Here is a 25,423-nt window from a genome sequence, read left to right on the forward strand (position 1 = left end):
GGCCAGCCAGCCTCCTCCAGGCAGTTGTGCGACGAAAGCCCTCCAATGCGCAATGCAGCTGCTGTGCATGATGGATACAATCAACAGGCCGTGCCCCATTCATATTGCGGGCCGGCGTAACCATCCAGACAGTGAAGTAATTGTGCGGGATCTGGAGTTCCATCGCACGCCGGAACAGGGCTGCGGGCGAGTCCCGCCGCAGTCCGGCTCCGGCCGACGACCTAGTAGCGGTCATCGAGGCCTTCCAGCGCCGCGTCCAGCAGCTCCGCCGTGCTGTTCCCGGTTACCCTGGCCAACTCATCGAGAGTGACGAACTGGGCGCGGGCCAGGGCGATGATGAGCTCTGCCAGGTATGAAGGCCCGTTGCGCTGCACAAGGTCAAGTAGGACCGCATGCATGCGGCCGGTCAGTTCGTTGGAGCCTTCGGATTCCTCAGCCGCGACCGGGTCAGCGTCAGAGCGGCAAGCAGTGGATTGTCGTAGATGAGTCCCGTGGCCTAACGCTACGCGTCCGCCGGCATGAGGAATGGGACGCCTGCTAGTTGGTCCGGATCGCGATCAGCTTGTGCCCCTCCGGTACCTTAGCGTCCAGTGCCTGCCGCGCCTGGTCGTAGGTGGCGCCTTCGGCGTCTATGCGCTCGTGCGCGCCGGAGGGGTCTTCGATGGTGCCCGTAATCTTCACTGGATCATCATATTTCCGGTCCATCACCTGTCGGTGATGGATTCCAGGAACGGGTCCGGTCAAAGGTTTCGGGCCAACCGTGCACCGAAGGCATCCAGGGCATGCAGCAAAGGGGCGGTCCTGTTCCTGAGGAGGTCAACGGGGCGGCCTCCTCCCAGATCCCTGGACGGAGTCACCATCCAGACGGTGAAGTAGTTGTGCGGGACGTTCAGTTCCATGGCGCTGGAACAGCCCGACGACGGTCGGGTGGAGATGACCGCCGGGGAGGAACTGGAATCCGGGGCAGAAGGTGCCGTCGTCGATGAAGACTTATCCGGACTACTGGGTTTGGAGACCCCCGACCTCCTCCGGCTTGCCGGGCGGTCCCTCGTCCAGGGTGTCTACTTACGTCACACCTGGGCTAATCCATCTTCGCTAGCCCCGATAATATTTCCGCTTGGCTTTGAGGGAGTCGGAGTCTTGGCGAGAAATCGACCTTCCAGCTATCGAGCTCGAAGATGTCATCTTCCTTATCCAGGTTGAGGCAGAGCATCACCGGGAAGCCGTCTTCATCCTTGAACCAGCCCTCCGAAAGTGTCCGGCCAAACATGCGGTCTGGCTTTGTGGTTTCGAATAGGAGGCTGCCCATGCCTCCGTCGTCCATGTCGGAGACACGAAGCGATTCGACGTTGATTGCCTTCCACCTCGGCTCGTATGCGTGATCGAGCAACGTCCGCATTATCAGGATTTCGCCCGGAAGGAGTGGTCGGCTGGTCATGTCGAAATTCTAGTAAGAAAACTGGGCGGGCCCTTGGTTTTCCCCTCGTTCCGCACTTGTGGGATCCCGAGCCCCACGACTTCCCCGTCGTTTCGGCTTTGAAGCTTATACATTTGGGCGAGCTTTAGTTCGGCGCTATTGAGAGTGACGCGGAGGCCTTCGACGTCGCCGAGCCAGCCGTGTTGTTCGGCTTCGGCGATGCGCTCTTCGAGGTTGTCGATGATTTCCTGAAGCCGATCGATTTGGGCTGGGTCGGGTCGGAGGAGCGCGCAGCGCAGGCAGGCGTGTTCATGTTGACAGCCGGTGCCGTAAGCGCGTCCGCAGCTGCCCAGGCTGAGTTTGCGCTGCACGAAATGAGCTTCGAATTCGTCCCACTCAGCGGCGGTTGGTTCGCGGTATTCCTCGGTGGGCCGAATGACCCGTCGCTTTTCGATGAAGGTGCGGTGGTGCCGGATGACGTCCCTCGGATAAATCGCCGCGTATCCCTGGGTCGTCGCCAGACTGGCATGCCCCATCAGCACCTGCACGATGTGTGGAGGCAAGCCGCTGGCAAGTGCCTCGGTCGCGAAGATGCGACGGAAATCGTGCGGGGTGAACCTCACCTCGGCACCGCTGACCTTGATATGCGCGCGTCGCGCCAAGTCATTGAGCAGCGTGGAGACGGTGGCCGTCGTCATCACGTTCGGCGGTCCGGCGCCACGGCGGCGGACGAACAGGTGCGGAAGAGGTGAGCTCAGCACTTTCTCAGCTGAGTCCCATCGCTGTGTCAGGGGTGCACCGCCTGTGTCTTTGGCGATACGAGAAAGCACTCGGTAGAGCACGTGCACGAGCTCGGGGCCTGCCACCATCAGACGCTCTGTGTCGGTCTTGCTCGGAGCGAAGTGCAGCAGCGGTATGGTTTCCCCGGTCCCTGGAACCTTATAGGGCTGGATGCTCATGTGCACCAGCTCGAGGACTTCTTCGATCCGTGCACCGGTGTGTCGAAGTGTCTCAACAAGCGCCCAAGTCCAGAAGGCGTTGTCCTCTTCAAGTGAAAGGTCCCGGTCCTTTCCATTGCGCCGAATCCGCACATGCGCATATTCACTGCTCTGGAAGACTTCCCAAGCCTCGCCGTCCATGTCGATAGTTTGGCCGGCGCCGGCCATCTTGGCATCCGCCAGGGTTGCTTCTGCTGCGCGGAGGGCCTGTTCGGCAGCCTCCACCAGACGGGGCAACACGGGAGCCAGTTCACGGGTGCGCTGTTGCATCGTTGCGATGGTGGCGCGCCGGTGCTTCACGTAACCGCGGGTTTCGGCGAAGGTTACGGGGCTTGGGGCGACCCATTGCGCCCAGAAGGCATCTTCGAGTGCCCATTGGCTGATGTCGAGATAGAACGCCCGGACGGAGAAGAAGACGCTGTAAACTTCCCGGCGCGGCGAGCCGTCGGCCTTGACCTTGACTCTGGCTTTCCAACCAGCAGCCTGCTCCGGAGTCAGTGCGAAGCTGCGCTGGTCAGGGTAGTGCTTGATGATGTCGGCGAAGAAGAGGCCGGCCAGATGCCTGCCCAAGGCACTGAGCGAGGCGTAGTCGAGGCCAGCCGACCGGACTTGAAGATAGCGGATGAGTGGTTCCCGGCAGGGGCCGGTGATGCCGTAGTAGTCGACCATCTCATCCACCGTTTTCGGTCCGACGCGGAGCCGTGTGGGCATGGTCCCGGAATCGTTTCTGATCCATCCCAGCCCGTGCAGCACGGGCCATACGGCGGTCAGCCCGCTGCGGCTGACGTCGATCAGCTTCCCGGGAAGCTGGGTAGTCAGGTCGAGGATGTCTTCGGCTGTGAGCTGGCGGATCGATTTTCCTGTATGGGCCTGAATGCGACCTAAGGTGAGGATCCCGCTAGTGGCCTGGGCCGGTGAAGCCTTCGCATGAACGAGGGCGTTTTCGAGTTCAGCTGTGTGGGCGGGATCCCGGAACCGGCTGAGTGCTTTCCAGAAGGCAAAGCGCTGACCCGCGAGCCACCGGTGGGACGGGCGCATGACGTCCAGAGCCAGCAGCGGTCCCATCGCCGCATTGAGCCCTTCGACCTCGTTGCGATTCTTCGTGTCCTTGCTTGAACCGCCGGCTATTCTGAGCCGCCACGTCAGAGCGTCATGCCCGACCTGGCCCTCGAACAGCGCCCAGCGGTCCTGCCAGGTTTCACCCGGCAACTGCCTCAAATGACCGAGTAAGCGCCGAATGCGCGCCCTGTGCTCATGCACCTGCGGCCAGTACGGGCTGCAGTCCTCAAGACAGTTGATGATGTCCTCAATGCTGGCGCTGGTCAGCGGTCCAGAAGGGATGGGCGGCAGTGCAGGCGGTTGTTGTTCCTGTGGTGGCGGCGTGTGGTCATTCCAGCTTCGTCGTGCGGTCTGGATCTTGTTGATGGGCGGAGTTGTCACTGGTTCCCCCAAAGCACGCGTAACTCATCAGGGTAATAGGGCTGACCGGCCGGTGAACTGTCAGCGGCAGGGGAAGTCCTGCTGCTCAGCTGGGCCCGGTAATGCTCGATGACTTCCTCCATACGTGGAACCGCGTAGACCGTGGTCGTAGTCAGCGACTGGTGCCCCAGCAACTGCTGGACTTCGTGAAGGCCCATCCCGCCCTCGAGCGCTCGGATCGCGAACGTGTGCCGCAGATCGTGCAGCGTCCAGTTCGAACCGAGCAGGTCGTTGCAGCGTCTCAGGACGGCGCACATGGCTTCGTAGGACAGAGGACGGGGCTCGCCCCGCAGCGTGAGCCAAACCGGCTCATCCGGGCCGGCAACGCCTCCTTCGAGCTGATAGAGCCGAAGCCATACGAAAGCATCAGGAGCAGCGGGTAACCATTGCAGCTGGCCACCTTTGCGGTAAACGCCGATCAGCTGGTCACCCACGTTGACCCTGTCGCCCGTGATCCCGAGCAGCTCGCTCGCCCGCGCACCGCTGCTGACATAAAACGCCACCAACGCCCGGTCCCTGTTGGACCGCAAACGCCGGAACAGATCGTTGAACTTCCCATCCGGGATTGATCTGGGCACCCGGTGCGCCTCGCGCTGACGCAAAGGCTGGCGCCGCACCAGGGCAAACTCCCGCTGAGGATCATGATGCGCATGGGATCGCCCACGACGCAGCTCGAAAGGATTCACGATAGGCCCCTCTCCCATCCGAAGCTGGAAAGCGTAAAACTCCTTACACACCGTCGTCGTGTGGTTGATCGTCGAGGGCGAGTAACGCATTCCGAGATGCCTCTTTCCCGTGACAAGGTTCCGGCTCCCCCGCCGCTGCGGGACGTTACGATTCCCGACGAACTTCTCGGCCTGGCGCGCCCACAACACGAAGTCACGCGCTTCAAGGGACGTTGCCTTCTCCCAGCTGACCCCGACAGCCCACAAAAATCGAAGGAACCGAAGCAACGACAATGCATAGCTTCGTACCGTCTGAGGCGAACGGTCCGTCGCTGCCAGCTCAAGCAGATACTCCGTGGCAGGAGCGAACTCCTCTCCCACCGCGTCGAGGATAACGAACCCCGGAACACCGGAGCGAGGAATCACCCGCCCGACGTTCGCGACAGTCATTCCCTCCGCTCGATGCCCATCCCAACTGCGATCCGAGAGATCCATGACCAAAGCATGACGCTGACAGGGCTCGTCCCAGGTTGGCGACACGCGCGTTAACCATCGACTTAGTCCGGTAAACAGATCGCGGACGAGCTGCTGCATTAGCGGTTCGGGGTCTTCCGTGACCTCGGAGAGCCGGCGGCGAACCTGTTCCAGGCCCGGCACTGTGAATTCTGTCCTGATCTCTTCCCAGGTCTGATCACTGATCTGTCCGGACGCCACAGATGAGGGCATTCAGCAACCGTCATCGATGGACTCCAAGAGCCACTGCGCGGCAAGCGGATCCCGGCGTAGCGTGAAGGTCCGCAGCGCCGAATTCGAGCTAAGCCGAACCTGCACCCTCCAATGTTCGATGTCCACCACATTCCCGATGCCCACCGGTGCGGATCGTCGGGTGTCCCACCAGGAGTCCCGGGTGAACCAGTGCACCGGGTCGGCTGCCACAGCCCACACGCGACCATCAAACCGCACCGCCAGGGGAGCGCCGGTCGCGGTGAACCGGACGTCCACCGGGACGCCCAGGATTGTTTCATTCAGTGTTGCTGTCACGTTTTACGCGTTCTCCCAGGTTCCTGTCCATCATTTCTTCTCGGCGGGTGACCGCCGAACTCCACACCCAAGTCCGGTAGGTCACCGGGCCGTCCTTCCACGTCACTTCCACGGCTTTCGCCGTCCAGGCATACACCTCGCCGTCCACCAGCTCCGCGCAGTTCGGGAACCGGATCCACGCCTTCACCGGGATCCCGGGGAACCCGTTCTTTGCCGGGAAGTGCTCGAAATCGAGCTCTTCCACAGTCAGCCCGATCGGACCAGCCCGCCGAGCGTACCGCCTTTGCAGTTCGGAGGCTTGTTCTGGTCCCATAACACAACCTTAGAACATATGCACGAATAGACGCGCCAATAAAATAGCAGCCTCAACGACCGCTTTGTTGAGTATCGGGGGAGGGTCTGACAAGAACGGGTAGCCAATACTCGCGCCTCGGCGCGGGCCAACGAATATGCTCAGCACCGTGAGGCGGACACGGCAGCTCCTCAACGTCAGTAGCGCCTGCCACAGCGCCGCGGTCAGGGCCCCGTCCCGTTAGAGATGGGCTTCTCCGCCACGGTCTGCGGCGCGCCCATCGGAAGTCAGTCCCCACAGCCGACGGAGAGACTCATGAGTATTACCGCCCCACACAACACGAACACCCCCGCCACCCGCCGGTCACTGCGGACGCCAGCCGCGGCAGCCGCTTCCCTGCTGGTCCTGGCCACCCTTTCGGCCGGATTCAGTGCGCCCGCACATGCCAACCCCGACCCGATCTCCTTCCAGTACACAACTGTCATAGACGCCACGCGCGTAGGCGGCGCCCCAGACACTCCGGTGCGTGTCACCTACACGTTCGACTCGGATCTGCCACCAACCAACGGCGACGGAGTTATTTACTCGGCGTACGAACCGATCCATATGATCGTGGAATTGGGTGATGATTGTGCCGCCATGTCCGGTTCAGGGGCAAGCATTGATGTGCTCAACGGCACCGGAGAACCCCCCTCGGATTCCTATGCCGTCTCCACCGTTGATCCAGCTACTGCCGGTAAGACGCTGGCCGGCCTGCAGATTCAAGCCGTCCAGTTCGTTCTCGTCGACGACGACACCACCATGTTCTCCGACGTGTCGTTGCCGACGTCGGCGGATTTTGCCGCTTCAGCGGATTTTTCGCAGACCCTTATCCAACTGACTGGTGACCGTCGGGGGATTCTTCTGTTCGCAGAGCGCGTCCCCTTCCAGTTCTCCGCGTACGATCCGGCCGGAACGCTTGCGGCACTTCAGGAGAGCGTGGCGAGCATGCAGTTGAATGCAGGGGTGAAGACGTCGCTGCAGAACAGGCTCACCAAGGTCGCCGGCTACATTGACGGGACGTCATCAAAGAGCAACGCCAAGGCTGAACAGGAGCTCCGGGGATTCATCGCCCAGGTGCAAGGCCTGAGCGGCAAGGGGCTCACACCCGCGCAAGCTGCCCACCTGATTCAGCAAGCGACAAGTCTGATTGACCAACTGCCCGCTTGCGCCTGACCATCGGGACCAGACCAACAGAACAACTCAGCGCGGGCCGCGGGCTGACAGGATTTGCGAAGGAACTGTTGTCGGACAGGGATCAATGAAATTGACCGGTCCGCGGTCAGCGCCGAAGGAACAGTGGGGGATAGTCCCTGTCCTGTGCGTGGCGTACGTGTTCCCAGCCTAGGGACTGCCAGAAGGCGTCCTCGTTTTCGGGCGGTCTGGCGAAAACGGTCCTGCCGGGATGCTGGCGGCGCAGCAGTTCCATGGCCTGTGTGCCGAGTCCCTGGCGGCGGCGGCCCTGGGCGACTTCCATGAAGTCGATTTCCAGGCCTTCCGCCGCTTCCGGGACCCCGTAACCGGGGTCGAGCTCCGGGTGATCGACGACGATCAGGCGGACGACTTCCTGCCCTGCCTTGGTGAAGGTGTAGAACAGGTCAGTGGGGGAGGCTGCGATGATTTCGTGGGCCTGCCAGCAGGCCTGTTCGAAGTCCTCTGATGCCTCAAACGGTGATAGAACTGCATGCCCGTGCGGGGCCGGCCAGACCTGTCTGATCACCAGTTCGTCGCTCACAGGATCAATCTAGCCCCGGCTTGCCCCTGCCTGTCCGGTGCGGGACGTGTTTTCCTGCCCCGGGTCCGGCCAGCGGACCAGCCCGGCACGGCTGCGTCCAGGGTCTTCTTCTTGGCCGGGTCGAGTTCGCCGCGGCGCAGCTTATACCGCTGGGTGTGTAGCCAGACGCCCAGATCGTGTTCCGTGTCCGTGTCCGGGCTCTTATGGCGGGGCCAGTCCTGGCCGGCCGCCCGGTACGCGGCCAGCTCGGCCAGCCGCTGCTGCCAGCGCTCCTGGTCGGCGGCCGCGCGCGGGGTCCCTTGCCAGTCGGGCAGGCACGCCAGCCCGTCCCGGATCTCCGGGGCGAGGCGTCCTTCCGCGGCGTCATGGCGGCGGCGCTGCAGCCATGCGGCCAGCGACCGCTCGGCCGCCCCGCCGGCTTTGGAGGACGGGTATCTGCCTCCGGTCCGGACCATGGCGATGAGATCGTTCATCCGCTGCATCGTTTGTACGGTGACCCGGGCCGCCGGTGCTGCGCCGGCCGCTCCGTCGTGGGCCTCCTGTAATCCCGGGTCCTGGGCCTTGGCCACGGAGAGGTGGTAGGCGACCGTGCTGGCCGGGACTTTCTCGAGCGCAGCGATCCGTGCACGGGACAGTCCGTTCCGGTACATCAGCACCCACTCAGCATCAGGGGCGCGGCGCTGGCGTCTGCTCGTCACGATCACGAACCGTGGGTGCGTGGCCGGGGTTGTTCCCAGTCACGGGCGAAGTCATCTCTCACGAGAGGCCAGACCAGATGGAAACCGTCGTCTACTGAGCTGACCCTGCCAGGTAGTGGCGGAAACAGCACGAATTCGTGCGGGATCACTCTGCCTGCCGCATCCCGACGTTTCTCCGGATCTAGAAACCGAAAGGCAACCGTGTCTGCGTTTGCTCGGAAGGCTTCCGTTGAGTCCTCGACTCCGGAGAACGCGGCTTCGTAAACCTCAAGCGGGTTCGACCGACCTGCAGTGCGCAGGAAACGGAAGCCCCAGTTTTTCCCGCGAGTAGCCCAAATGAAGGCAATCTTCTGGTCCGCGGAACTACTCTCGGAGGTCACACGCGGCTCCGCAGCAGGACCTTCTCACCATCACCACGGTCCAGCTCCAGCTGGAAACCGGTCAACGTTTCGTTGAGGAAGTCGTGCTTTGCTTTCGCCTCCGCATGCATGTCCAGCAGCTTGGTCCCCGCGAGATCGAGCACGGTCTGCATAAGGAAAGGGCCTATCAAGGCCACAGCGTTGCCGACCGGGCCAGGAAGTCGGGCTAGGAGAACGACCAGTCTATCGTTGCCAATGAAATCGGCCACCGGCCTGGCGACGCGCAGCAAATGCTCGGCCACCTTTGCGCCTTTTCGCATTGCGAGGGCCCAGCGCACATAACGAGAGAAGGGAAGCATTGCAGCAATCGGCAGGATCAAATCCAATCCCACACGCTTGGTCACCTCAATCTTCTCGGGCTCGAACTGGGCCGAGGAAAGCAGCACAAAATCGTCCCCCACTGACAACGCTTCAGGAACCTCCACGAACGTTGCAATCACATCTTGCAGTTTGTTCAGCTCTGCTCCGGCTTTCTCTACGAGCAGGTCCCGGAAATCGATCACATCCATGTCAGGCAGCAGGTCGGCTTTCGACAGTGCCATCAGCCAGATCCGCGGGAACGTCACCAGCGGTTTGCCATCTTCTAGAAGGTTGTCACGCAGCTTGAGCAGCTGAGTGCTGAGGTTGGTCAGTAGCGCTTTGAGATATCGCTCCTCCTCGCCCGCATTGTCGAGAAGCCGCTGGCCATCCACCAACACGAGCGCGACATCGGAACCCAGCAGAGCTCGGAACGTGTCGATTCGACGTTCTTCTTCTGCCGGCTCGCTCGGCTCCGTTTCGAACCACTCGCCGGGGTAGTCGTGCCACACCAAGCGCAGTTCCTCGGGAGCCTTTCTCCTCGCCTTGGAAGCCGTCCCCGGCTTGCGTTTTATCGAAAACGCGTAAGCCGTCGCAGCAAACCGATTCTGAATCGGTAGCACAGCTGAATTCTTCATGCCGAGGTAGTTCTGATGCAAACGCCGACCTTGAGCGTTATCGGCTGCGAGAACGTCAAACTGCTCCGTGCCGGAGAGCAGCTGCTCCACCGCTAATCCGTAGAAAGAGGACAAAAGCACCGTCTTGCCACTCCCGCTCTCGCCGAATACGGCAATCTGTTGCTCTCGTGCGACCTTATTCTGCTCCATAGGACGAACTTACGGCACGACCGACTGATAGACGTGTGTGCGTCGTATCCAATGGTGTGTCGAAATCCATGGGTTACGAGACGTTAGCTCTTGCGGCTCCCATCCATGGAAGGATTGCAAGAATTACTTTCCCGCCAGGGCCAATCCTGCGCGGCGAGATCAGAATTTCGGGGATGGTGACTATGGTGCCCGCAGCTGCATGGTGGCGTATTGAGGGTTGGCCCACGGCAGGCGAATGGCAGGCGTTTGGTTCCGTCGGCACACTGCTGGTGGCAGCGGTGGCGGCTGGCTTTGCTTGGCGGCAGGTAAATGAAGCACGCGCACTTCGGCGGGAGCAGGCACAGCCTTATGTCGCCGCCTACCTGGATGTAAACAACGAGGTTGACTTCTCATTCATGACTTTTGTGATCAAGAACTTCGGGCAGACTGCGGCTCATGACATCCGCATCTCCATCGACCCGCCGATGAAGAGGGCGTGGGGCAAGGTGGCCAACCCCGAACCCCTGGATGTGGCGTCGACTATTACAACGCTTGTGCCAAGGCAGGAGTGGAAAACCCTCTTTGACTGGGCACCTCACAGACTGGCCGCCAAGCTATATGACGTCTACAAGGTCAAGATCCAATACAAGGATTCACACGGTAAGGAGATGGCGGCGGCCACCTTCACCATCGATTGGAATCAGTACCGGACGATGAGGAAGATTGGCGTGAAGACGACGCACGACATTGGTAAGGCGGTTCAAGACATAGATAAAACCCTCAAGAAGTGGACTCAGGGAGCCTCCGGGCCGTTGTCAGTCCATGTCCGCGACGGGGATGCTCGCGACAAGAGGGAGGCTGAGGAGTTTGCTCGTGGATACCGCGAGCATCAAGAGGCGACGCAGCGGGAGTCGGAAGTGGAAACGAGTAATGAACTTACCGACTCGTGGTCATCCGCCATATCCACTGGGGTGGCTACCGATCCGGATGACTCGGCAACAAATAACACCGGGCGTTAAGAGGGTGGGGGGGTGACCCCGCGCCGGCCGGGAGTGGGACCGCAGGCACTCCTGGGGCGTACTGCAGCGGGTAGTTAGTGGCATCAGTATGTGCTCTGCCACCAACTAAGCTGGCACGAGTATCAATTACTCACGGGGACGAGGATTTCTATGCGCACGGGTTCGACAGTTGTTTTAGATAACGGGTCTTGGACATTGTCGGATGAACTGGGACATGGTGGTTTTGGGGAGGTCTACCGTGGCCATCAGGGCGCGGTAGAGGCGGCAATTAAGTTCATACCTAAAAGTAAAGGTGTTCCAAGAGAGATATTGCTGGACATCCCCAAAAACGCTCGGAATGTCATCCCCATCACGGGTACTGGCGAAGACGCAGATAACTGGATCATTTCAATGCCGGTTGCGGACCATTCGCTTGAAAAGATGCTTAACGCCCACGGCGGCAAGCTTCCTGAGGATCTAGCCGTCATGGTCCTAACCCATATTGCCGAGGCGCTTGCCAGCCTCGACGGAAGTATCGTCCACCGGGACATCAAGCCGGGCAACATATTACTTTTCAACGCCAAGTGGTGTCTCACCGACTTTGGCATTGCCCGCTATGCTGCAGCAGCCACGGGAAGCTTGACTCACAAAGGGTACGGAACTGCAGCGTACGTTGCTCCCGAACTGTGGCTCGGTCAAAGTGCAACAAGCCAGAGCGACATCTACGCCCTAGGCATTGTGGCTTACGAGATCATCACGGGGAGTCTTCCGTTCCAAGGAACAGAAGCCGAAATCGCGCACGGCCACTTGAACGTTATTCCGCCTTCCACTGGTGCCCCGGCTCGGCTTGACTGGGTGATCCTGGACAGTCTGAGTAAACCGCCATCACTTAGGCCCACTGCTGAACAATTCAAGGTAAAGCTCAGCCAGAGGGCTGCCGTTTTCAATTCAAAGGCCGCTATGGCAATGGGGCAAGCTAACCACGAGTTGAGGAGCTTGGAGGAACAGGCGGAGCAACGGTTGCGCCAGGCGGTAGCCGAAGCGGAACTACGACAGCATCACGTAGACCGCGCCGGGAAGTTGCTTTCCCGCATTGGGGAGGAAGTTCTGACTACCCTCCAAGGCTTTGCTGATCGTGTGCAGTCCCAGCCACAAAAAGATGGGGGCGGAAAGTTGACCTTCCATAAAGCCTCCTTGATGATCTCGCCCATCATTCCGAATACCAACGGCCATCTCATGGCGCAGGAAGAGGACCCCTTCGTTGTGCTGGCTACTGCCCACATCACTCTGTGGCAGTTTTCCGGGGTTAATGGCTATCCCGGACGTTCGCATGCGCTGTGGTATGCGGACGCAAAGGAAGAGGGCAATTTCCAGTGGTATGAGACCGCCTTCATACAAAATGGCGGGATGCAGCCCACTCAGCGCTTTCGGCCGTTTGCCGCAGAGTTCGAGTCAAGGGAAGCCACGGCCGCACTCAGGGGAGAGGGCAATTTCCTCGTTGCTTGGCCGTTTGCACCCCTTGATGCTGACGACCTCGACGAGTTTATTGAACGTTGGGGAGTTTGGTTCGCACAAGCTTCTAAGGGGGAACTGCAGGCAGAGCAAATCCACAACATAGGTGACATTCAGGATTCTTGGCGTAAGGCTTAGACCCGAGAAGCCTACCGATAGGGTGCCATTGCCATAAGGTCCCGCTGACAGTAAGAGTCAGCGGGACCTTTGTTTGCTGTGCTGTGACCGGAGCAAGCAGTAAGACCAATCGGCACGCATCCTCCTGTGTCGTGCATGAAAGCATTCCGGCCTGCCCGGAATTTATAGTCTCATCATGAGGCGACGGAGCCTTTGCCGAGTGGTCCCTAGGGTTTTTCGTAACGGCTGCCCCTTAATGCTGTGCCGACTATTTCGACCGTCGCTTGTAGAGCGTCACGGCGAAAACTATGCCCAGCACGACGAACCCTACTGCTGCAATGATCATAATCGTGAGCGCGGTGGACCTGTCACCTGAGCCGCCCGTGTGCCCGGTAACGAGTGAGGAGATCACCGTGGCCGCCCCTGCCAGAACCATGAAGATAGCGCCTATGCCAAAGCACTTAGCCGTTCCGACTTCTGTGGCAAGCTCTTCCTTGCCCATACCAACCCGGCGGTAGACAACCTCAAACGACGGGTCAATGTTTCGAACTCGTCCCTCAGCACCATCACGAAGCCTGCGAAGGGCGGCTGGTCCGGGGGCCGCCATTACGGGTGCTCGTCATCGACGAGTGCAGCACCGTGAGCAACGCAGATCTCCTGAAGGTGCTTGAGGGGACTTCTTTCGATCTCCTCGTACTCGTTGGTGACGTGTACCAGATCGAATCAATTGAGTCGGAAACCGGTTCAGTACTATTCGCTCGTATCTGCCGGAAGAATCCGTGTTTGTGCTGAAGCATCCGTACCGCACTACGGACGAGAACCTTCTCATGCTCTGGGACAGAGTGAGGAAGCTCGAAGACAGCATTGAAGAGTCGCTCGCGAAAAACGGGTATTCAAAGGGCTTGGGGAGACGCTCGTCCATCACTACGGCGATGACGCCTGAACTATGACGGTCTCTACGGGATCAACAACATAAATCGGTTCCTACAAGCGAGCAACGTAAACCTGCCCACGCGCCACCGGATCACCGCTGGCGTCGGTGAGCACCAGCAGGTGCCGGCCGGAACTGGAATCGTCGGCCAGCAGGTCGATAAGCGCCGGCATGACCTGCTGCAGCCGGTGCTCCCGCCGCAGTTCCAGGACGTCGGCCACGTCGTGCAGGTGCCGCTGGCTGTGCTGGTCCGGGCTGAGGCCCTGTGCTCCAGCGTCGGGGCCACGACGTTCTGGGGGCCTATGGTTTTGGTCAAGCGGCTGAGAGTAGCCGGGGTTCGTTGAATGTTCCATCTCGGAGTGTGGCGTAGAGGGTGTCGCAGCGGCGCGGACGAACCGCACCTTGAAGATAGTGTTAATCACCCTTGCAGCAGTTGCCGCAATAGCGATTGCCGCTGGCGCGGTCATCGCCGGGGTCATCGAAACGGAACGAAGCTCAGCTGCCGGGAAGACCGGTCCAACGACGCAGCCGACCTCAGTTTTTGTCCCTCCAGGTGGTTCGCCCTACAGCCGCACCCAGGACACCCCCCGCGGTTCCAGCGCCGACGTCGACAGATGCTCCCAGCCAGCCTGTGCCTGAGCCCACAGCCTACGCGCCTGCAGTGATCCAGACCGTGGAGCCGGCGCAGGTCCCGACCGCGCCCCGTACGCCCGTTTCCCGCCCGCAGGACACCTGCCCCTCGGGAGCTGTGACCGCAGCCCTTAATTCGATCACGTTCGAATGGCCATATTCGACCTTTTACAACGAAGTGACGGTGGTCGGGAGGGGCACCCTTCACAACGGAACCCGCGGCCGTGAAGATTTCGCAGCGCGACGTTCCGGACCTGGACGGACTGGACAGCCAGGGGCAGAGTGCCACCATCGCACAATACGGCCACTACGATTGGGCGGCGCCGCCCCCGGGTGTTCCGAGCGGGGGATACGTCGTCCTACAGCCGGGGGAGTCGGTAACCTACGCGGTCAAAGACCCGACCCTCGCCTCCATGATCGTCCCCGTCACGCACTGGTATTCCGCCACCGACCTCGGTTCAGCACAGATGTATTATGCCAGCGCGAGCAGCCTCTGCAACGTCACCGGCATGCCTGAAGGAAGCGGAAAGGCCATCCCCAACATGTTCCCCCCTCGAGGCTAGCCGGCACCGGAGAAGGCCTCGCTCTCGTTGACGATCACCACGGCGCCAGCACTCCAGCAGCTCCGCGGGCAGGCGGTGACGGCGCCGCGTCCAGAACGACGACGGGCGTCTTCCACCCCTGTCCAGCGCCACGGACAGACCCAAGCCTAAGTGGCACCAGCACGGCCTCCTCCGGCCGTGCCTACCGCGCCCAGCGACAGGTGCGAGTTGAGCCCGGGCACACGACGATCTGGTTCTCGTCCTCGCGGTCCACCACAACCAGTGCAGTTCCGTATGCTCGGACGGAACAGCTAAGTCCGAAGTGTCCATGCCAGCCCCGCCAGAACTTCCAGCATTCACTGCCCGCGTGCGTCATGCCGCCGGGCTTCTCGGCATCGCAGGGCTACCCATGGTTTCCCCCGCGTCGGATGCCGCTCGGCAGAGGCGATCAGCTAGGTTGATGGGGCCAACCACGGTAAGGGCAATGGTTGGGACCAAGTGTGAGCACTCACGAGAACCGGTGTCAGTGGTGACGGATAAACTCCCAGCACTAACCAAGAAGGAGCTGGCTGCACATGGACCTAAGACTGGAAACACAAAATAACCCACTCCCCACACTATTGGATCGGGCGGACATGTCAGAAGGGCGAGAGGGGAAAATGCGCTCCCTGGGTGGGGAGTTCCGGTCGGCAGAGGGTGGGCTCGTCACCACCGCCACCGCCAGTGAGGGCCTAGCCCTGGACACGCCCATCCCCGCACCGAAGGGCTGGACCACCGTGGGGAAGCTTGGGGCCGGGGACAAGATCTACGGCACCACTGGGGAACCTGTAACCGTTGTCGAGGCTTTCCCCGTACAGACCAACCGGGACTGCTATCGTGTTACGTTCCGGGACGGAACCTCGCTCGTGGCCTCAGACGGAAACCTGTGGCAGGCTCGGCCCACGGGCTGGCCGGCATCGCACAACCGCGTCTGGACAACGCGCCAGATGTATGACCACAGCGCGAAGCGGTGGAGCATACTAACCCCCGGGCCACAGCAGGGGCCTACCCGCGATCTTCCGGTTGAACCTTACCTTCTCGGTTACTGGCTGGGCGACGGCAGTACGGGAGCCTGCAACATCACGGTCGGCGATGAAGACCTGGAAGTTTTCACTGCCAACATGGATGCCATCGGGGTAGAAGTCCACCCAGTCGGAGCAAAAAAGGGCAATTGCACCCGCATGTCTTTTTCGTCCAAGGTTGGCTTTGGTGCTGACATGGGCGGAACCGACGCACGGGCGCTTCGCAAGCTCGCCTGCTTTCGCAACAAGCACATCCCCGAAGAGTACCTGGAGGGGTCGATCTCGCAGCGGACGGCCCTGCTGCAGGGCCTGCTCGACTCGGACGGCTGGGCGAGCGGGCGCGGGGTTGGCTTTTGCGGGCGCGAACGACTGGTCAACGATGTCATCAGACTTCTGCGGTCACTGGGAGAAAAGCCCATGAGGACCTTCGCCGCCCATGCTCAGTCCCGGGACGGTGGAACTTGGAGGATTCACTTTATTCCTCGGAACATCACCGAATGTTTTCGCCTTCCGCGCAAACAGGATCGGGTCAATCCGGCCAAACGAACGACCACGGCAATTGAATCCATCGAACCGGTCGGGTCCGTGCTGGTCCGAGGCATCCGAGTGGATACCAAGGACTCGCTCTTCCAGGCGGGCGCGGGATGCCAGCTCACTCACAACACACGCCAATTGCCCCCATTGCCAGCGCAGCACGGGCTTTTTTAGATTATGTTCAAGAACGCAATATGAGGCATCCAAAGCGAAGAGTCTTAGGGACCTTCCTCCAAATTCGGGGTCTTTCCTCAGTGGACAAGGGCCGCCACCTCAACCTCGACCCCCGCATCCCGGAACTTCTGCACCTGCCCGGGGTCCGCGCCGTCGTCGGCTACTAAAGTCCAGGGCGCCGCTAGCCGGGCCCAGGCATGGACGGCCGCAGACCGAGCTTCGATGAGTCCTGCACGTACACCTCCCTGCCGCGCCAGTCCGCGTGCTCCTTGAGCCGGGTCTGCGTGTGGGCGGCCTCGCAGATCTCGGCGGCGGCGGTGACGGCGTCGGCGCTCAGGAACACGCGGTCAAAGCTCATACGCTCCGGGGCCGCCTCGGCCAGCGGGCCCACGAACCTTGGCTCAGGCTCCCCAGCCGGCCGACCAGGCAGTCCACCTCGATGCCCTCCGAATCGGCCAGCTCTTACTTGGCGTTGACGCCCGGCGTCGTCACGAACAGCTTCTCAGGGCCCCGCAGCTCGTGGGCCAGGGCACCCACGGTGCAGCCGGCATCAAGCAGGATGTTCTCCCCGGGCCGGATCACGGACGCCGCCAAGCGGGCGATGGCGTGCTCCTGCTCGAACGCCTCGCTGGTGCGCCGCCGCAGCAACACTTCAGTGTGCGCGCTCAGGACCATTGCAGCGCCGTAGGTCCGGGCCGGCCGGTCGGGACGGCGAAGTGGCAGTTCGATGGGTCAGGAGATCGTAACGATAGCTCAACCGAGAGCGTCGACCTTACAGCTCCTGCCGGAACACCCAGAGAAGTACATCCTCGCCCGGCACATACCAGTCCCGGGCGGGAGCGCGCTTGAAGCCGAGGGATTCGTAAAGGCCGTGGGCCCGTTCCATGAACGTCGCACTCGTAATGCTGATTGCACTGATGCCCGGCAGGGACTGGGCATGTTCCATGACCTGGCGAACAACGGTCCGCCCAATCCCGCCGCCCTGAACCGCCGGATCGACCGCCAGCATCCGGAACTCGAGCTCATTTTCCACCGCGATCTCGCTGTACGGCTGGCCAGCGAAGGTCAGCGTCACGGCCGCGACCACAGCGCCTGAGGCTTCGGCCACCCACACCTCGGCATGCTCCGCCCGGTGTTCCACGTTCACCAGCACGCTCATGTACGGATGGTCGGCCGTGAAATGCCCGGCATGGAGATACGCCTCCGGCGTGATTCTCCGGACCTCTGAATAATCGGCGGACGTTGCCTGCCTAAAAACCAGGTTCACCGCGCAGCAACCCCGGCTTCAGCCACCCGGGCAACGTACTCGCCCAGCGGCGCCAGCGCCGGCTGCGAAGAGGGATCGCCCACAGCATCCGCCCCCACGGCATTGGCCACGGCCAGCGCCGTGGAGTAGTTGAGCCCCGCCTCGAGAGCCAGCACCAAAGCCGCGCAGAAGGCGTCACCCGCACCAATCGTGTTCGCCACCGTCACCACGGAGGCAGGCGCCTCGGCCACCCGCAGACCGCGCTCGAACATCGCCGCCCCGTCCTTTCCGTACGTCACCGCCACGAGTTTCGCGGAAGCAAGCGCCGGAATCAGCTGGTACTCGGTCTCGTTGACGATCACCAGGTCGCACCGGTCCAGCAGCTCCGCCGGCAGGTCCATCGCCGGCGCGGCGTTCAGGACGAAGAAACCGGCGGAACGCCGGGCGGCTTCCAATACCACGGGCAGGCCCACTTCGAGCTGGCACAGCACCGTCTCGTCCGGCCCGAACTCCACACCCTCCAGCGAAAACGCAGCGTTCGCCCCCGGGCAGACCACAATCTGGTTCTCGCCGTCGCGGTCCACCACGATCAGCGCGGTGCCCGTCGCGTCGCCGTCGAGCACCGCCACATCAGTGGTGTCCACTCCCGCGCCGGAAAGGGACTCCAGCATCAGGCGGCCGGAGGCGTCATCGCCCACGGCCCCGATCATCCTCGAGCTGACGCCCAGACGGGCAGCGGCCACCGCCTGGTTGGCTCCCTTGCCGCCCGGCTGATGGGTCAGAGCGCCGCCGCCGACGGTCTCACCTGGGGAGGGAATCCTGTCCGTGGTCGCGATGATGTCGAGGTTGATGCTGCCGACGACGGTGACGGCAGGAAGTCGAGTGCTCATGGAATGTCCTTATCGGGTGAAGCCAAAGGCGGCTGGATAAGGAAATAGTGTACGCCACGGTTGTACTTGTGCGTCATACATGGTTGTATAACAACTCGCATCCCAAGGGCAGGAACCGCCCCTGCAGAACAAAGGAGTTTGATGTGAACACCCCAACTTCAGTCACCGCTTCGCCGCCGGACCTCGCCGGGGAGGAGCCAAAAATCGGCGGCCGCCGCGCGGCCATGCTGATCTCCACGCTGCTGCTCGGCGTGCTGTCCTTCCAGCTCAACGCCAGCATGGTCACCCCGGCGCTGCCGCAGATCGCGGCCTCCTTCGGCCTGAGTGCCGACAGCGCAGCCCCCGTCCAGTCCATGTTCTTCCTCGCCGGCGCCATTGCCGGGCCCGTCATCGGACGCTGGAGCGACTTCATCGGCCGCCGCACCGCCCTGCTCCTGGTCCTGGGGATCATGGGCGCGGGCACCATCCTCTGCATCGCCGCCCCCACGCTGCCCATCCTCATCGCCGGCAGGTTCCTCCAGGGAGTCTCCAGCGCGGTCTTCGCGCTCGCCTACATCGTGCTCAGCGAAAACCTGCAGGCCCGCGTCTTCGGCACCTCCGTGGGCATCATCGCCGCCATCAACGGCGGGGTCGGCGGCGTGGACGGCTACTTTGGCGGCCTCATGGCCGAAACCCTCGGCTTCCGGTCCATCTTCGTCGTCGTTCTCGTCCTGACGGCCATCGCCGCCGGCTGCATCCTCAAAACCGTTCCGAAGGGGCGTCCGCAGGGCGTCCGCGGCGCCATGGACTGGTGGGGCGCCGGATCCCTGTCCGTGTTCCTGGTCTTCATCACCTACTTCGTCTCCGGCGGCTCGGCCGCAGGCTGGACCGCGCCCAGCACCCTGGCCCTCCTGGCCGGCACCGTCGTGTCCTTCGCCGCCTTCTGGATGATCGAGAAGAAGCGCACCAACCCGCTCATCGCCGTCCACCACCTGCGCTCCCGCCAGGTCTGGCCTGTCATCGCCACCACCGTCCTGACCCTCGCCGGCATCTTCGCCATCATCAACTTCACCGTCGTGCTGCTTAGCCAGGACACGCACCACGGCTTCGGACTCAGTGCCTCCGTTTCGGCGCTGCTGTTCCTGACGCCCGCCGCGCTGATCGGCGTCTTCGCCGCGCCCCTCGCCGGCTGGCTCGCTGACCGCCGCGGCTGGATCAAGACCCTCCGTGCCGGAACCGGGCTCAGCCTCGCCTGCGCCGTCGCCGCGGCCACGTTCTCCGACAACCAGGTGGCCGTCCTGATCGCCGTCGCCGCCCTCGGCGTCTTCTACAACGGCCTCTTCCTCACCGCCATCAACGGACTCTCCGTCCTGCTCTCACCCAAGGAGGCGCCCGCGGCGCTGCCCGGCATCAACGGCGCCTCCTTCGGCATCGGCGCGAGCCTCGGCGTCGTGCTCGTGGCGCCGTTCGCCGCCCAGGCCACGACGGCCGGCTACACCACCGCCCTCTGGATCTCTGTTGCGATCACCGCGGCGGCCTTCGTCGTCAGCCTCTTTGTCGCGGCTCCCAAGGGCGAAAAGCTCTAACCCCTTACACCGTCCATCAGCACGTCCAGCACTAACGAAACGAGAAACCCAGCATGACCACGCCCATCAGCCACCCGTTCTACCTCGACTGCGACACCGGGATCGACGACGCCCTCGCCCTGGCCTACCTGCTCGCCTCGCCGCAGGCGGACGTACGGGGGATCGGCACCGTCAGCGGCAACGTCAGTGCCGCCGTCGGCGCCCGGAACACCCTGGACCTGCTCCAGCTCGCCGGGCACGCCCACATCCCCGTCGCACTCGGCGCCCACGATCCGCTTGTTGGTTCCTTCCACGGCGGCGCCCCGCACGTCCACGGCGCCAACGGAATCGGGGAAGTCGCGCTTGCGACCGCCGAGGCCGAAGTGGTGCCCGGAACGGCCGCCGAGATGCTGGTCCGGCTTGCCCACGAACACCCCGGCCAGTTGCGGATCCTGGCCGTCGGGCCGCTCACCAACATCGCCGAAGCGCTGCGCCTGGACCCCGAACTGCCCCGGCTGGTGCACAACATCACCATCATGGGCGGCGCCGCGTTCGCGCCCGGGAACATCACCCGCGTGGCCGAGGCCAACATCGCCAACGACCCCGAAGCCGCCGCAGACGTGCTCGCCGCCGACTGGGACGTGACCCTGGTGCCGCTGGACGTCACCATGTCCAACGTGCTCGAGGAGAGCCACCGGCAGGAACTGCTCGCGGCAGACCACCCGGTCCCGCAGGCCCTCGGCGGCATGCTGGGCTACTACTTCCGCTTCTATGAGGGCATCTTCGGGCGGGCCTGCTCCGCCATGCACGATCCCCTCGCCGCGGCCCTCGCGGTGGGCGGCGTCAGCGCGGCGGTGGCCCCGGTGGTGACGGTCGCCGTCGACACCACCGACGGTCCCGGCCGCGGCCAGACCATCTGCGAGCTCCGCGGCCGGTACATGGACTACCCGGAACAGCCCGGCGCACGCTGCCGCGTGGTGCTGGAGCTCGACGGCGACTTCGCGCCGCACCTGGTGGAGTTGCTGCAGTCGTTCCCTGAAAGCACGACGGCGACACTCGCGGGGGTCGCCTGAGCCGGCGTAATGGCCGATTGGGCCCCCTGGTCAGATTATTACCCGTAACCCTGCGGCATAGAGAGCGCAAATTGTCGTACGAAAGAGCGAGAACTTAGGATGAGAGACATTGAATTGGGGGCGGTAAGAAATGATGCGCAAATGGTTTGGGCGGAAAGGTGTCGTGGTTGTTTCCACTGACAACAACGGGGCCTCAAAATGGAAAATTAGCGACAAAAAGGAGTATGCCTCCGTCGGGGGCAGCCAGCTGCAAGACGAGGTATATACATCTGCCGCATGCCATGCCCCTAAACGAGGCATCTTAATTTTCGTTGAGGTCCCGCAGGAGAAAGTCCGCCGATGGCGGGACTTGGGGATCCCCATAGTTATCTCTTTGTTGATTGGTGTTGTCAGCGTCGCTTTGGCCCAGGTGTCGGCTGGCCCGGAAATTGCGCGACTGAGCCTTACGGCTCTTCTCTACGGGATTGCTGTCACGCTGGCTCTGGGCCATGCCGGATGGGTACTGGGCCGCGCCTTTGGCCGGGCCCGGCGGCTTCACCCTATGGGAAAGACCGTGTTCAAGCAACACTGGAAACTCCTCGCCGGAATTGTCACGAGCATTGGGTCTGGTTTGATCATCGCCATTGTCGTGCCAGACCAGTCGAGAATGCAGTGGGCGGTAAATGCCTATCAGTGGTGGACCCATCCAGGGGGCGCCGCGGCTCAATTTCTTGGAGTCGGTTGGATAAGCCTCGGCTTTCTTGCATGGGAAGTCATCAGGGGGTTCACAGCTTCGCGAATGCTGGCTGCGTTCAATGGGGTCAGGCAGCAGCAGTACCGAGCAGACCGCCCGGTCCGCGGCCAGTTGTATAGCTGGTGGCAATGGCGCGTCGACCTGGCGAATTTTGAGTGCCCTTCCGCCACCTGTGCAAAACACCCTCGCCACCCACCCCTGTGACTGAGCAACTCGTCCGCGCGATGCACTTGCCAAGAGCTGAGCGACATCTGCCACGTTCGCCCCGCGGCACCAGCCCCGAGCACCTCGTCCTGAATCTCGAACGACGCCTTCGCGGAAGCGGGCGCACAGGCCTGTAGCGATTAGGACTGCAAGGACTGCATCACCGAGAGGTGCCCGGCGCGTGCCGCGATGAGGCACTTGGCCAGGTAAAAGGGCCGGTTCGCATGCCTGACGTACTGCGTCAGCACCAGGACGGGATCCGGTGCCCGCAGATCCAGCAGCTTGGCCCTGCTTGGACCCACCTGGCTCAGGCTGATCTGGCACTCGCCGGGCCCGAGGATCTTGCCGAAGCGTTTGTTGAGGGTGGCAAGCAGGCTGCTGCCGCCGTCGTCGTCGATTTCCAGCGGCGCGGCGGCAGCGGAACTGCTGCCCGGGCTCACCGGTAGGGCGGAGATGTTTTCCTGCAGGTGGGCGATGGCTTCGCCGTCGCGGACCAGGACAGACTCCCAGAACCAGCAGTCGGCGCCGGGCTCCACGCCCACACCGGGGGCGACGAATTCGGAGGCGGGCTGCCGCTGGCGTTGGATGCGTTTGATTTCGATGTGCTGTCCGGGGCCGGCGAGGACTTCCTCGAACGGGCGGATGCGTTCGATGCCGATGCGGGGGAGGGTGTCGGCGACGAACCGACCGACGCCGCGGCGGGCCCGGATGAGGCCGTCCTCTTCGAGCAGCATGAGGGCTTCGCGGACCACAGTGCGGCTGACCTTCATGTCCGCGCCGAGCTCCGTTTCGGTGGGGAGCATGGAGCCGGGCGTCAGCAGGCTGTTGCGGATGGCTTCGGCGATCCGGGAGTACACGGCAACGCGGAGAGGCGAGCCGGGCTGGGCCTCCACCGGCTGGGACAGGAACCTAGCGGCGTCCTCGTGCACGTTATTCCTCGCTTAGTGGTCTTCGGGAATTCCAGCGTACGACACGTGTGACTTGTTTGTTGGACAAGCTGGCTTGTTGGTGGCGACGGCCGGCTAGGGGAGCGGTTGCCGTTCACCGACGCTGACGGTAGCTTCGTGCTTGACGTAGTCCCGCCGTCGTCGTTCCATTCTTTCCTGTTGGCCGGGCGAGGGGATCCTGGCGCTCTTCGCGCGGTTGCACCTTGCGCAGGCGGCGACGAAATTCTGCAGGCTCGTGGAACCGCCTTTGGACCAGGGATAGAAATGGTCGCCGTGCTCGGCGGGCCGGGAACAACGCCGGCGGAGCCCCACTTCCATCTCACACTGGCCCTCAGCACGTGCCATGCCATCGCGGCGCTGTGGGCGCGTGAAGCGACGGACCGGATCGCGGCGCCGGACGTCGCGCGCGCCAATGATGGCCGCTGTAATCGTCAGGACGACAACAAAAGCGCCCGGTGCCATGACCGCTGCCAGGACGTCGTCGAACATTCCGCGGAGTACCTCGCCGGCTGACGAGGCCACCGGCCCGGCCGCTCCGTTGGTCTTAGGCATGAGCGCCATTACAACGGAAAGGCCCAACCACACGATCACAGCGGCGTACGTCAATCGCAGAACCTGGCGGCTCCAGTAGATGCGTTTCAGTTCCAGCATGTCTTCCCCTTAAGACTCACCACTGCACCCGGGCATCGTTGCGGCCCGTATGACAGAGCCCCCAACGCGGTTGGGGAAGGCGCAAACTTCCCAGGCGGATGTTATTCAGGTCCGTCGCCTACGGCATTGGGAAGCCATAGGCGACGGACCTGCTTCCGATGGACTAGCAGGTCACTACTCGCAACCCACGCCGTCCCGATCATTGTCGAGACCATAGATGTCGGATCCGACGACGGTGACAGGTCCGCGTACGTATGCGGGACCGTTGCCGCTCCCACCTGCGCAATCTACGTCTGATGCAATGGGCACGCATCCCCCTGCATAGTTTGGATCGCATCCGGACGGAGCCGCAGGGGCGGCAGGCTGCACAGGCACCTGGGCTTTCGCTGCTGCTGCCGCAGCTGCCGCGGCGGCAGCCTGCTGCTGGCGCGCCGTCTCCGCGGCCGCAGCCTGTTGACGGGCCGTTTCCGCAGCGGCCTGCTCCTGGGCCGCCTTAGCCGCAGCTTCTTGTGCTGCCTTGTCCGCAGCTGCCTTCTCAGCAGCCACCTTCGCCGCTGCCGCTGCCGCCCGCGTGTCAGTTACGCGTTTTGATTCTGACTGCTCCATCCAAAGCAACTTTCCGGCGTCGCTCTTTGTGCAGATGAAGACCTTTGGCGCGTATTTTTCAGTCGCGTTTTCCGTGACGCAGCCGGAGGATGCCGGCGCAGTTGGTGTGGGTGTCGGAGTGGCACTCGGAGATGCGGACTCGCTGGCAAGGGGCGTTGTGGATGAGGCGGCCGATTGTCCCCCGCATGCCGTGGCTGACACGACTAGGACGACAGCTGCAGCGGCACCACCTACTCGCTTGTGAGTAATCCATGAGCCCGGCAAGGTCCGGAAGCGCTTGTCAGCGCCGCTATTGACCGGCTTTCGCGCTTCATTGCGGCGAAAGAATGTGTCCATTTGTGCCCCCAAAATCTGGTGTAGATGCGAATTGCTCGCTGAGCCTAACACCGAATCTTGCATTATAAATGCAAACTGGGATTACAGAATCGGTCAAGAGCGCAACTATTTTTGTTTCGAGAGAATGGGCCATGCCGCATCGTTGCTTGCGAGAACATGCCCGCGGATACTTACCATCCGCTAACCCCCAAATGACGGGGGGAGGGACTAGATCGGGCCCTCTTTTACCTCCAAGCAAAGCATGTACAAGCGTCCTCGCCGGGTAAGTTCAGGCGTGCAAGGCAATCATCCGATAGCCCCCGCATTCGCGGGAACAACTATGTGCACGTTCCATAAACGTCACGGTCAAACTGCTGAGCATCCTTATGGCCAGACACAAAGGGGCGTGTTTGGTGACTTCACGAACGACCGCGCGTTGTCTGACATAACGGGCGGTCAATATGAAATGCCTGGCGCAGAGTTTCGGGGGCGGGCCTCTCCGGACCTCTGACGAATCAACGGCGTTGCCGCACCAATGGAATGGCATTGCAGCCCCATGAGATCCATACTCGTCATGAAAATGGCGTTGGCGCCGGATGCTGCACCCAGATTAGGGTCAACCAGAATGGGGAGGTCCTTTGCGGCGCGGCAGGACTAGCCACAGAAGCCCCGACGCAATGATCATCGCCCCAAACGTGACGCCAACAGGGCCCGACGCAAAAATTGCGCCAAGCACAATAAGCACCACCAACCATAGAATTCCTTTTCCGGGTGACGTTCCGCCGGCGGGTGAGTAACCAACCCTGCGGCATTTTCTGCACTTAGCTGC

Annotated in this window: 27 protein-coding genes; 8 read left to right on the top strand and 19 right to left on the bottom strand. The window is 62.4% G+C overall.

Annotation, left to right across the window (positions count from 1 at the left end):
- Positions 1-221: 221 nt before the first annotated feature.
- The 7 genes from ARTH_RS23755 to ARTH_RS05050 form a co-directional block, all read right to left on the bottom strand.
- Positions 222-398 (bottom strand): hypothetical protein, encoded by a 177-nt coding sequence (locus ARTH_RS23755; protein ID WP_011690853.1) that lies wholly within the window; start codon positions 396-398, stop codon positions 222-224.
- A gap of 139 nt (positions 399-537) precedes the next feature.
- A complete protein-coding gene (locus ARTH_RS24055; RefSeq protein ID WP_198011535.1) occupies positions 538-681 on the bottom strand; it encodes a hypothetical protein in 144 nt (47 codons plus the stop codon).
- A 400-nt stretch (positions 682-1,081) separates the two neighbouring features.
- A complete protein-coding gene (locus tag ARTH_RS05030) occupies positions 1,082-1,438 on the bottom strand; it encodes a DUF6984 family protein (RefSeq protein ID WP_011690855.1) in 357 nt (118 codons plus the stop codon).
- Positions 1,435-3,855, bottom strand: coding sequence for a tyrosine-type recombinase/integrase (locus tag ARTH_RS05035; RefSeq protein ID WP_011690856.1), 2,421 nt, complete (start codon positions 3,853-3,855; stop codon positions 1,435-1,437). Before ARTH_RS05035 ends, ARTH_RS05030 begins: the two co-directional genes overlap by 4 nt.
- Positions 3,852-5,285, bottom strand: coding sequence for a tyrosine-type recombinase/integrase (locus tag ARTH_RS05040; protein ID WP_052309642.1), 1,434 nt, complete (start codon positions 5,283-5,285; stop codon positions 3,852-3,854). The genes ARTH_RS05035 and ARTH_RS05040 overlap by 4 nt, the downstream gene beginning before the upstream one ends.
- Entirely contained in the window at positions 5,286-5,600 is a 315-nt protein-coding gene (locus ARTH_RS05045; RefSeq protein ID WP_232223586.1) for a hypothetical protein, read from the bottom strand. It lies immediately after the preceding gene.
- Positions 5,581-5,913 (bottom strand): hypothetical protein, encoded by a 333-nt coding sequence (locus ARTH_RS05050; RefSeq protein WP_011690859.1) that lies wholly within the window; start codon positions 5,911-5,913, stop codon positions 5,581-5,583. The genes ARTH_RS05045 and ARTH_RS05050 overlap by 20 nt, the downstream gene beginning before the upstream one ends.
- A 501-nt stretch (positions 5,914-6,414) precedes the next feature.
- Between ARTH_RS05050 and ARTH_RS05055 the strand changes: the two genes are divergently transcribed.
- Positions 6,415-7,107 carry an FIMAH domain-containing protein gene (locus tag ARTH_RS05055; RefSeq protein WP_156810619.1) on the top strand — a complete coding sequence of 231 codons (693 nt, stop codon included), beginning with the start codon at positions 6,415-6,417 and terminating at the stop codon, positions 7,105-7,107.
- Between the two features lie 106 nt (positions 7,108-7,213).
- On the opposite strand, the gene ARTH_RS23050 is transcribed toward ARTH_RS05055, so the two are convergent.
- The 3 genes from ARTH_RS23050 to ARTH_RS05070 form a co-directional block, all read right to left on the bottom strand.
- Positions 7,214-7,666, bottom strand: coding sequence for an N-acetyltransferase (locus ARTH_RS23050; protein WP_052309643.1), 453 nt, complete (start codon positions 7,664-7,666; stop codon positions 7,214-7,216).
- Entirely contained in the window at positions 7,663-8,364 is a 702-nt protein-coding gene (locus ARTH_RS05065; protein ID WP_232223587.1) for a helicase associated domain-containing protein, read from the bottom strand. Before ARTH_RS05065 ends, ARTH_RS23050 begins: the two co-directional genes overlap by 4 nt.
- A gap of 376 nt (positions 8,365-8,740) precedes the next feature.
- Positions 8,741-9,907 carry a TRAFAC clade GTPase domain-containing protein gene (locus ARTH_RS05070; protein ID WP_011690864.1) on the bottom strand — a complete coding sequence of 389 codons (1,167 nt, stop codon included), beginning with the start codon at positions 9,905-9,907 and terminating at the stop codon, positions 8,741-8,743.
- Between the two features lie 68 nt (positions 9,908-9,975).
- Between ARTH_RS05070 and ARTH_RS05075 the strand changes: the two genes are divergently transcribed.
- Entirely contained in the window at positions 9,976-10,905 is a 930-nt protein-coding gene (locus ARTH_RS05075) for a hypothetical protein (protein WP_011690865.1), read from the top strand.
- Positions 10,906-11,055: 150 nt separating this feature from the next.
- Positions 11,056-12,534 (top strand): serine/threonine-protein kinase, encoded by a 1,479-nt coding sequence (locus ARTH_RS23055; protein WP_011690866.1) that lies wholly within the window; start codon positions 11,056-11,058, stop codon positions 12,532-12,534.
- Positions 12,535-12,781: 247 nt separating this feature from the next.
- Here the strand turns inward: ARTH_RS23055 and ARTH_RS05085 are convergent, their stop codons facing one another.
- Positions 12,782-12,949 carry a hypothetical protein gene (locus ARTH_RS05085; RefSeq protein WP_156810620.1) on the bottom strand — a complete coding sequence of 56 codons (168 nt, stop codon included), beginning with the start codon at positions 12,947-12,949 and terminating at the stop codon, positions 12,782-12,784.
- Positions 12,950-13,497: 548 nt separating this feature from the next.
- On the bottom strand, positions 13,498-13,797 hold the full coding sequence (locus ARTH_RS24200) for a hypothetical protein (RefSeq protein ID WP_232223588.1): 300 nt from the start codon (positions 13,795-13,797) through the stop codon (positions 13,498-13,500).
- A 501-nt stretch (positions 13,798-14,298) separates the two neighbouring features.
- On the opposite strand from ARTH_RS24200, the gene ARTH_RS05090 reads away from it, so the two are divergent.
- Both ARTH_RS05090 and ARTH_RS05095 read left to right on the top strand, forming a co-directional pair.
- The gene (locus tag ARTH_RS05090; RefSeq protein WP_011690869.1) at positions 14,299-14,637 is read left to right on the top strand and encodes a hypothetical protein; all 339 of its coding nucleotides are present in this window, start codon (positions 14,299-14,301) and stop codon (positions 14,635-14,637) included.
- A 554-nt stretch (positions 14,638-15,191) separates the two neighbouring features.
- The gene (locus ARTH_RS05095; RefSeq protein WP_011690870.1) at positions 15,192-16,385 is read left to right on the top strand and encodes an ATP-dependent DNA helicase; all 1,194 of its coding nucleotides are present in this window, start codon (positions 15,192-15,194) and stop codon (positions 16,383-16,385) included.
- A gap of 181 nt (positions 16,386-16,566) precedes the next feature.
- On the opposite strand, the gene ARTH_RS24455 is transcribed toward ARTH_RS05095, so the two are convergent.
- From ARTH_RS24455 to ARTH_RS05110, 4 genes are all read right to left on the bottom strand, one after another.
- On the bottom strand, positions 16,567-16,743 hold the full coding sequence (locus tag ARTH_RS24455) for a hypothetical protein (protein WP_332248810.1): 177 nt from the start codon (positions 16,741-16,743) through the stop codon (positions 16,567-16,569).
- A gap of 104 nt (positions 16,744-16,847) precedes the next feature.
- Positions 16,848-17,060, bottom strand: coding sequence for a hypothetical protein (locus ARTH_RS24460; RefSeq protein ID WP_332248811.1), 213 nt, complete (start codon positions 17,058-17,060; stop codon positions 16,848-16,850).
- Between the two features lie 97 nt (positions 17,061-17,157).
- Positions 17,158-17,652: a GNAT family N-acetyltransferase gene (locus ARTH_RS05105; RefSeq protein ID WP_011690871.1), complete on the bottom strand. Its 495-nt coding sequence runs from the start codon at positions 17,650-17,652 to the stop codon at positions 17,158-17,160.
- A complete protein-coding gene (locus ARTH_RS05110; RefSeq protein WP_011690872.1) occupies positions 17,649-18,521 on the bottom strand; it encodes a ribokinase in 873 nt (290 codons plus the stop codon). The genes ARTH_RS05105 and ARTH_RS05110 overlap by 4 nt, the downstream gene beginning before the upstream one ends.
- Positions 18,522-18,664: 143 nt before the next feature.
- Here ARTH_RS05110 and ARTH_RS05115 point away from each other — a divergent pair, with 143 nt between their 5' ends.
- The 3 genes from ARTH_RS05115 to ARTH_RS05125 all read left to right on the top strand — a co-directional run bounded on the left by ARTH_RS05115 (position 18,665) and on the right by ARTH_RS05125 (position 22,075).
- The gene (locus ARTH_RS05115; protein WP_011690873.1) at positions 18,665-20,086 is read left to right on the top strand and encodes an MFS transporter; all 1,422 of its coding nucleotides are present in this window, start codon (positions 18,665-18,667) and stop codon (positions 20,084-20,086) included.
- Between the two features lie 53 nt (positions 20,087-20,139).
- Positions 20,140-21,138, top strand: a complete 999-nt coding sequence (locus tag ARTH_RS05120) for a nucleoside hydrolase (RefSeq protein WP_011690874.1) — start codon at positions 20,140-20,142, stop codon at positions 21,136-21,138.
- Between the two features lie 163 nt (positions 21,139-21,301).
- Positions 21,302-22,075, top strand: coding sequence for a hypothetical protein (locus ARTH_RS05125; protein WP_156810622.1), 774 nt, complete (start codon positions 21,302-21,304; stop codon positions 22,073-22,075).
- 140 nt (positions 22,076-22,215) lie between these two features.
- Here the strand turns inward: ARTH_RS05125 and ARTH_RS05130 are convergent, their stop codons facing one another.
- The 3 genes from ARTH_RS05130 to ARTH_RS24205 form a co-directional block, all read right to left on the bottom strand.
- Positions 22,216-23,004 (bottom strand): GntR family transcriptional regulator, encoded by a 789-nt coding sequence (locus ARTH_RS05130; RefSeq protein WP_011690876.1) that lies wholly within the window; start codon positions 23,002-23,004, stop codon positions 22,216-22,218.
- A gap of 93 nt (positions 23,005-23,097) precedes the next feature.
- A complete protein-coding gene (locus ARTH_RS05135) occupies positions 23,098-23,673 on the bottom strand; it encodes an HNH endonuclease (protein WP_011690877.1) in 576 nt (191 codons plus the stop codon).
- A gap of 174 nt (positions 23,674-23,847) precedes the next feature.
- Positions 23,848-24,279 (bottom strand): hypothetical protein, encoded by a 432-nt coding sequence (locus ARTH_RS24205; protein ID WP_232223589.1) that lies wholly within the window; start codon positions 24,277-24,279, stop codon positions 23,848-23,850.
- Positions 24,280-25,423 lie beyond the last annotated feature (1,144 nt).

It is taken from the genome of Arthrobacter sp. FB24 (assembly GCF_000196235.1).
In the GTDB taxonomy this organism is placed as follows: Bacteria; Actinomycetota; Actinomycetes; order Actinomycetales; family Micrococcaceae; genus Arthrobacter.

Coding starts and splice junctions, on each gene's coding strand:
- ARTH_RS23755 (WP_011690853.1), bottom strand. CDS start 398: ATGCATGCGGTCCTACTTGACCTTGTGCAGCGCAACGGGCCTTCATAC.
- ARTH_RS05095 (WP_011690870.1), top strand. CDS start 15,192: ATGGACCTAAGACTGGAAACACAAAATAACCCACTCCCCACACTATTG.
- ARTH_RS05040 (WP_052309642.1), bottom strand. CDS start 5,285: ATGCCCTCATCTGTGGCGTCCGGACAGATCAGTGATCAGACCTGGGAA.
- ARTH_RS05120 (WP_011690874.1), top strand. CDS start 20,140: ATGACCACGCCCATCAGCCACCCGTTCTACCTCGACTGCGACACCGGG.
- ARTH_RS24205 (WP_232223589.1), bottom strand. CDS start 24,279: ATGGAGCAGTCAGAATCAAAACGCGTAACTGACACGCGGGCGGCAGCG.
- ARTH_RS05050 (WP_011690859.1), bottom strand. CDS start 5,913: ATGGGACCAGAACAAGCCTCCGAACTGCAAAGGCGGTACGCTCGGCGG.
- ARTH_RS05075 (WP_011690865.1), top strand. CDS start 9,976: ATGGGTTACGAGACGTTAGCTCTTGCGGCTCCCATCCATGGAAGGATT.
- ARTH_RS24455 (WP_332248810.1), bottom strand. CDS start 16,743: ATGAGCTTTGACCGCGTGTTCCTGAGCGCCGACGCCGTCACCGCCGCC.
- ARTH_RS05135 (WP_011690877.1), bottom strand. CDS start 23,673: ATGCTGGAACTGAAACGCATCTACTGGAGCCGCCAGGTTCTGCGATTG.
- ARTH_RS05110 (WP_011690872.1), bottom strand. CDS start 18,521: ATGAGCACTCGACTTCCTGCCGTCACCGTCGTCGGCAGCATCAACCTC.
- ARTH_RS24460 (WP_332248811.1), bottom strand. CDS start 17,060: ATGGTCCTGAGCGCGCACACTGAAGTGTTGCTGCGGCGGCGCACCAGC.
- ARTH_RS05070 (WP_011690864.1), bottom strand. CDS start 9,907: ATGGAGCAGAATAAGGTCGCACGAGAGCAACAGATTGCCGTATTCGGC.
- ARTH_RS23055 (WP_011690866.1), top strand. CDS start 11,056: ATGCGCACGGGTTCGACAGTTGTTTTAGATAACGGGTCTTGGACATTG.
- ARTH_RS24200 (WP_232223588.1), bottom strand. CDS start 13,797: ATGGAACATTCAACGAACCCCGGCTACTCTCAGCCGCTTGACCAAAAC.
- ARTH_RS05030 (WP_011690855.1), bottom strand. CDS start 1,438: ATGACCAGCCGACCACTCCTTCCGGGCGAAATCCTGATAATGCGGACG.
- ARTH_RS05085 (WP_156810620.1), bottom strand. CDS start 12,949: ATGGTTCTGGCAGGGGCGGCCACGGTGATCTCCTCACTCGTTACCGGG.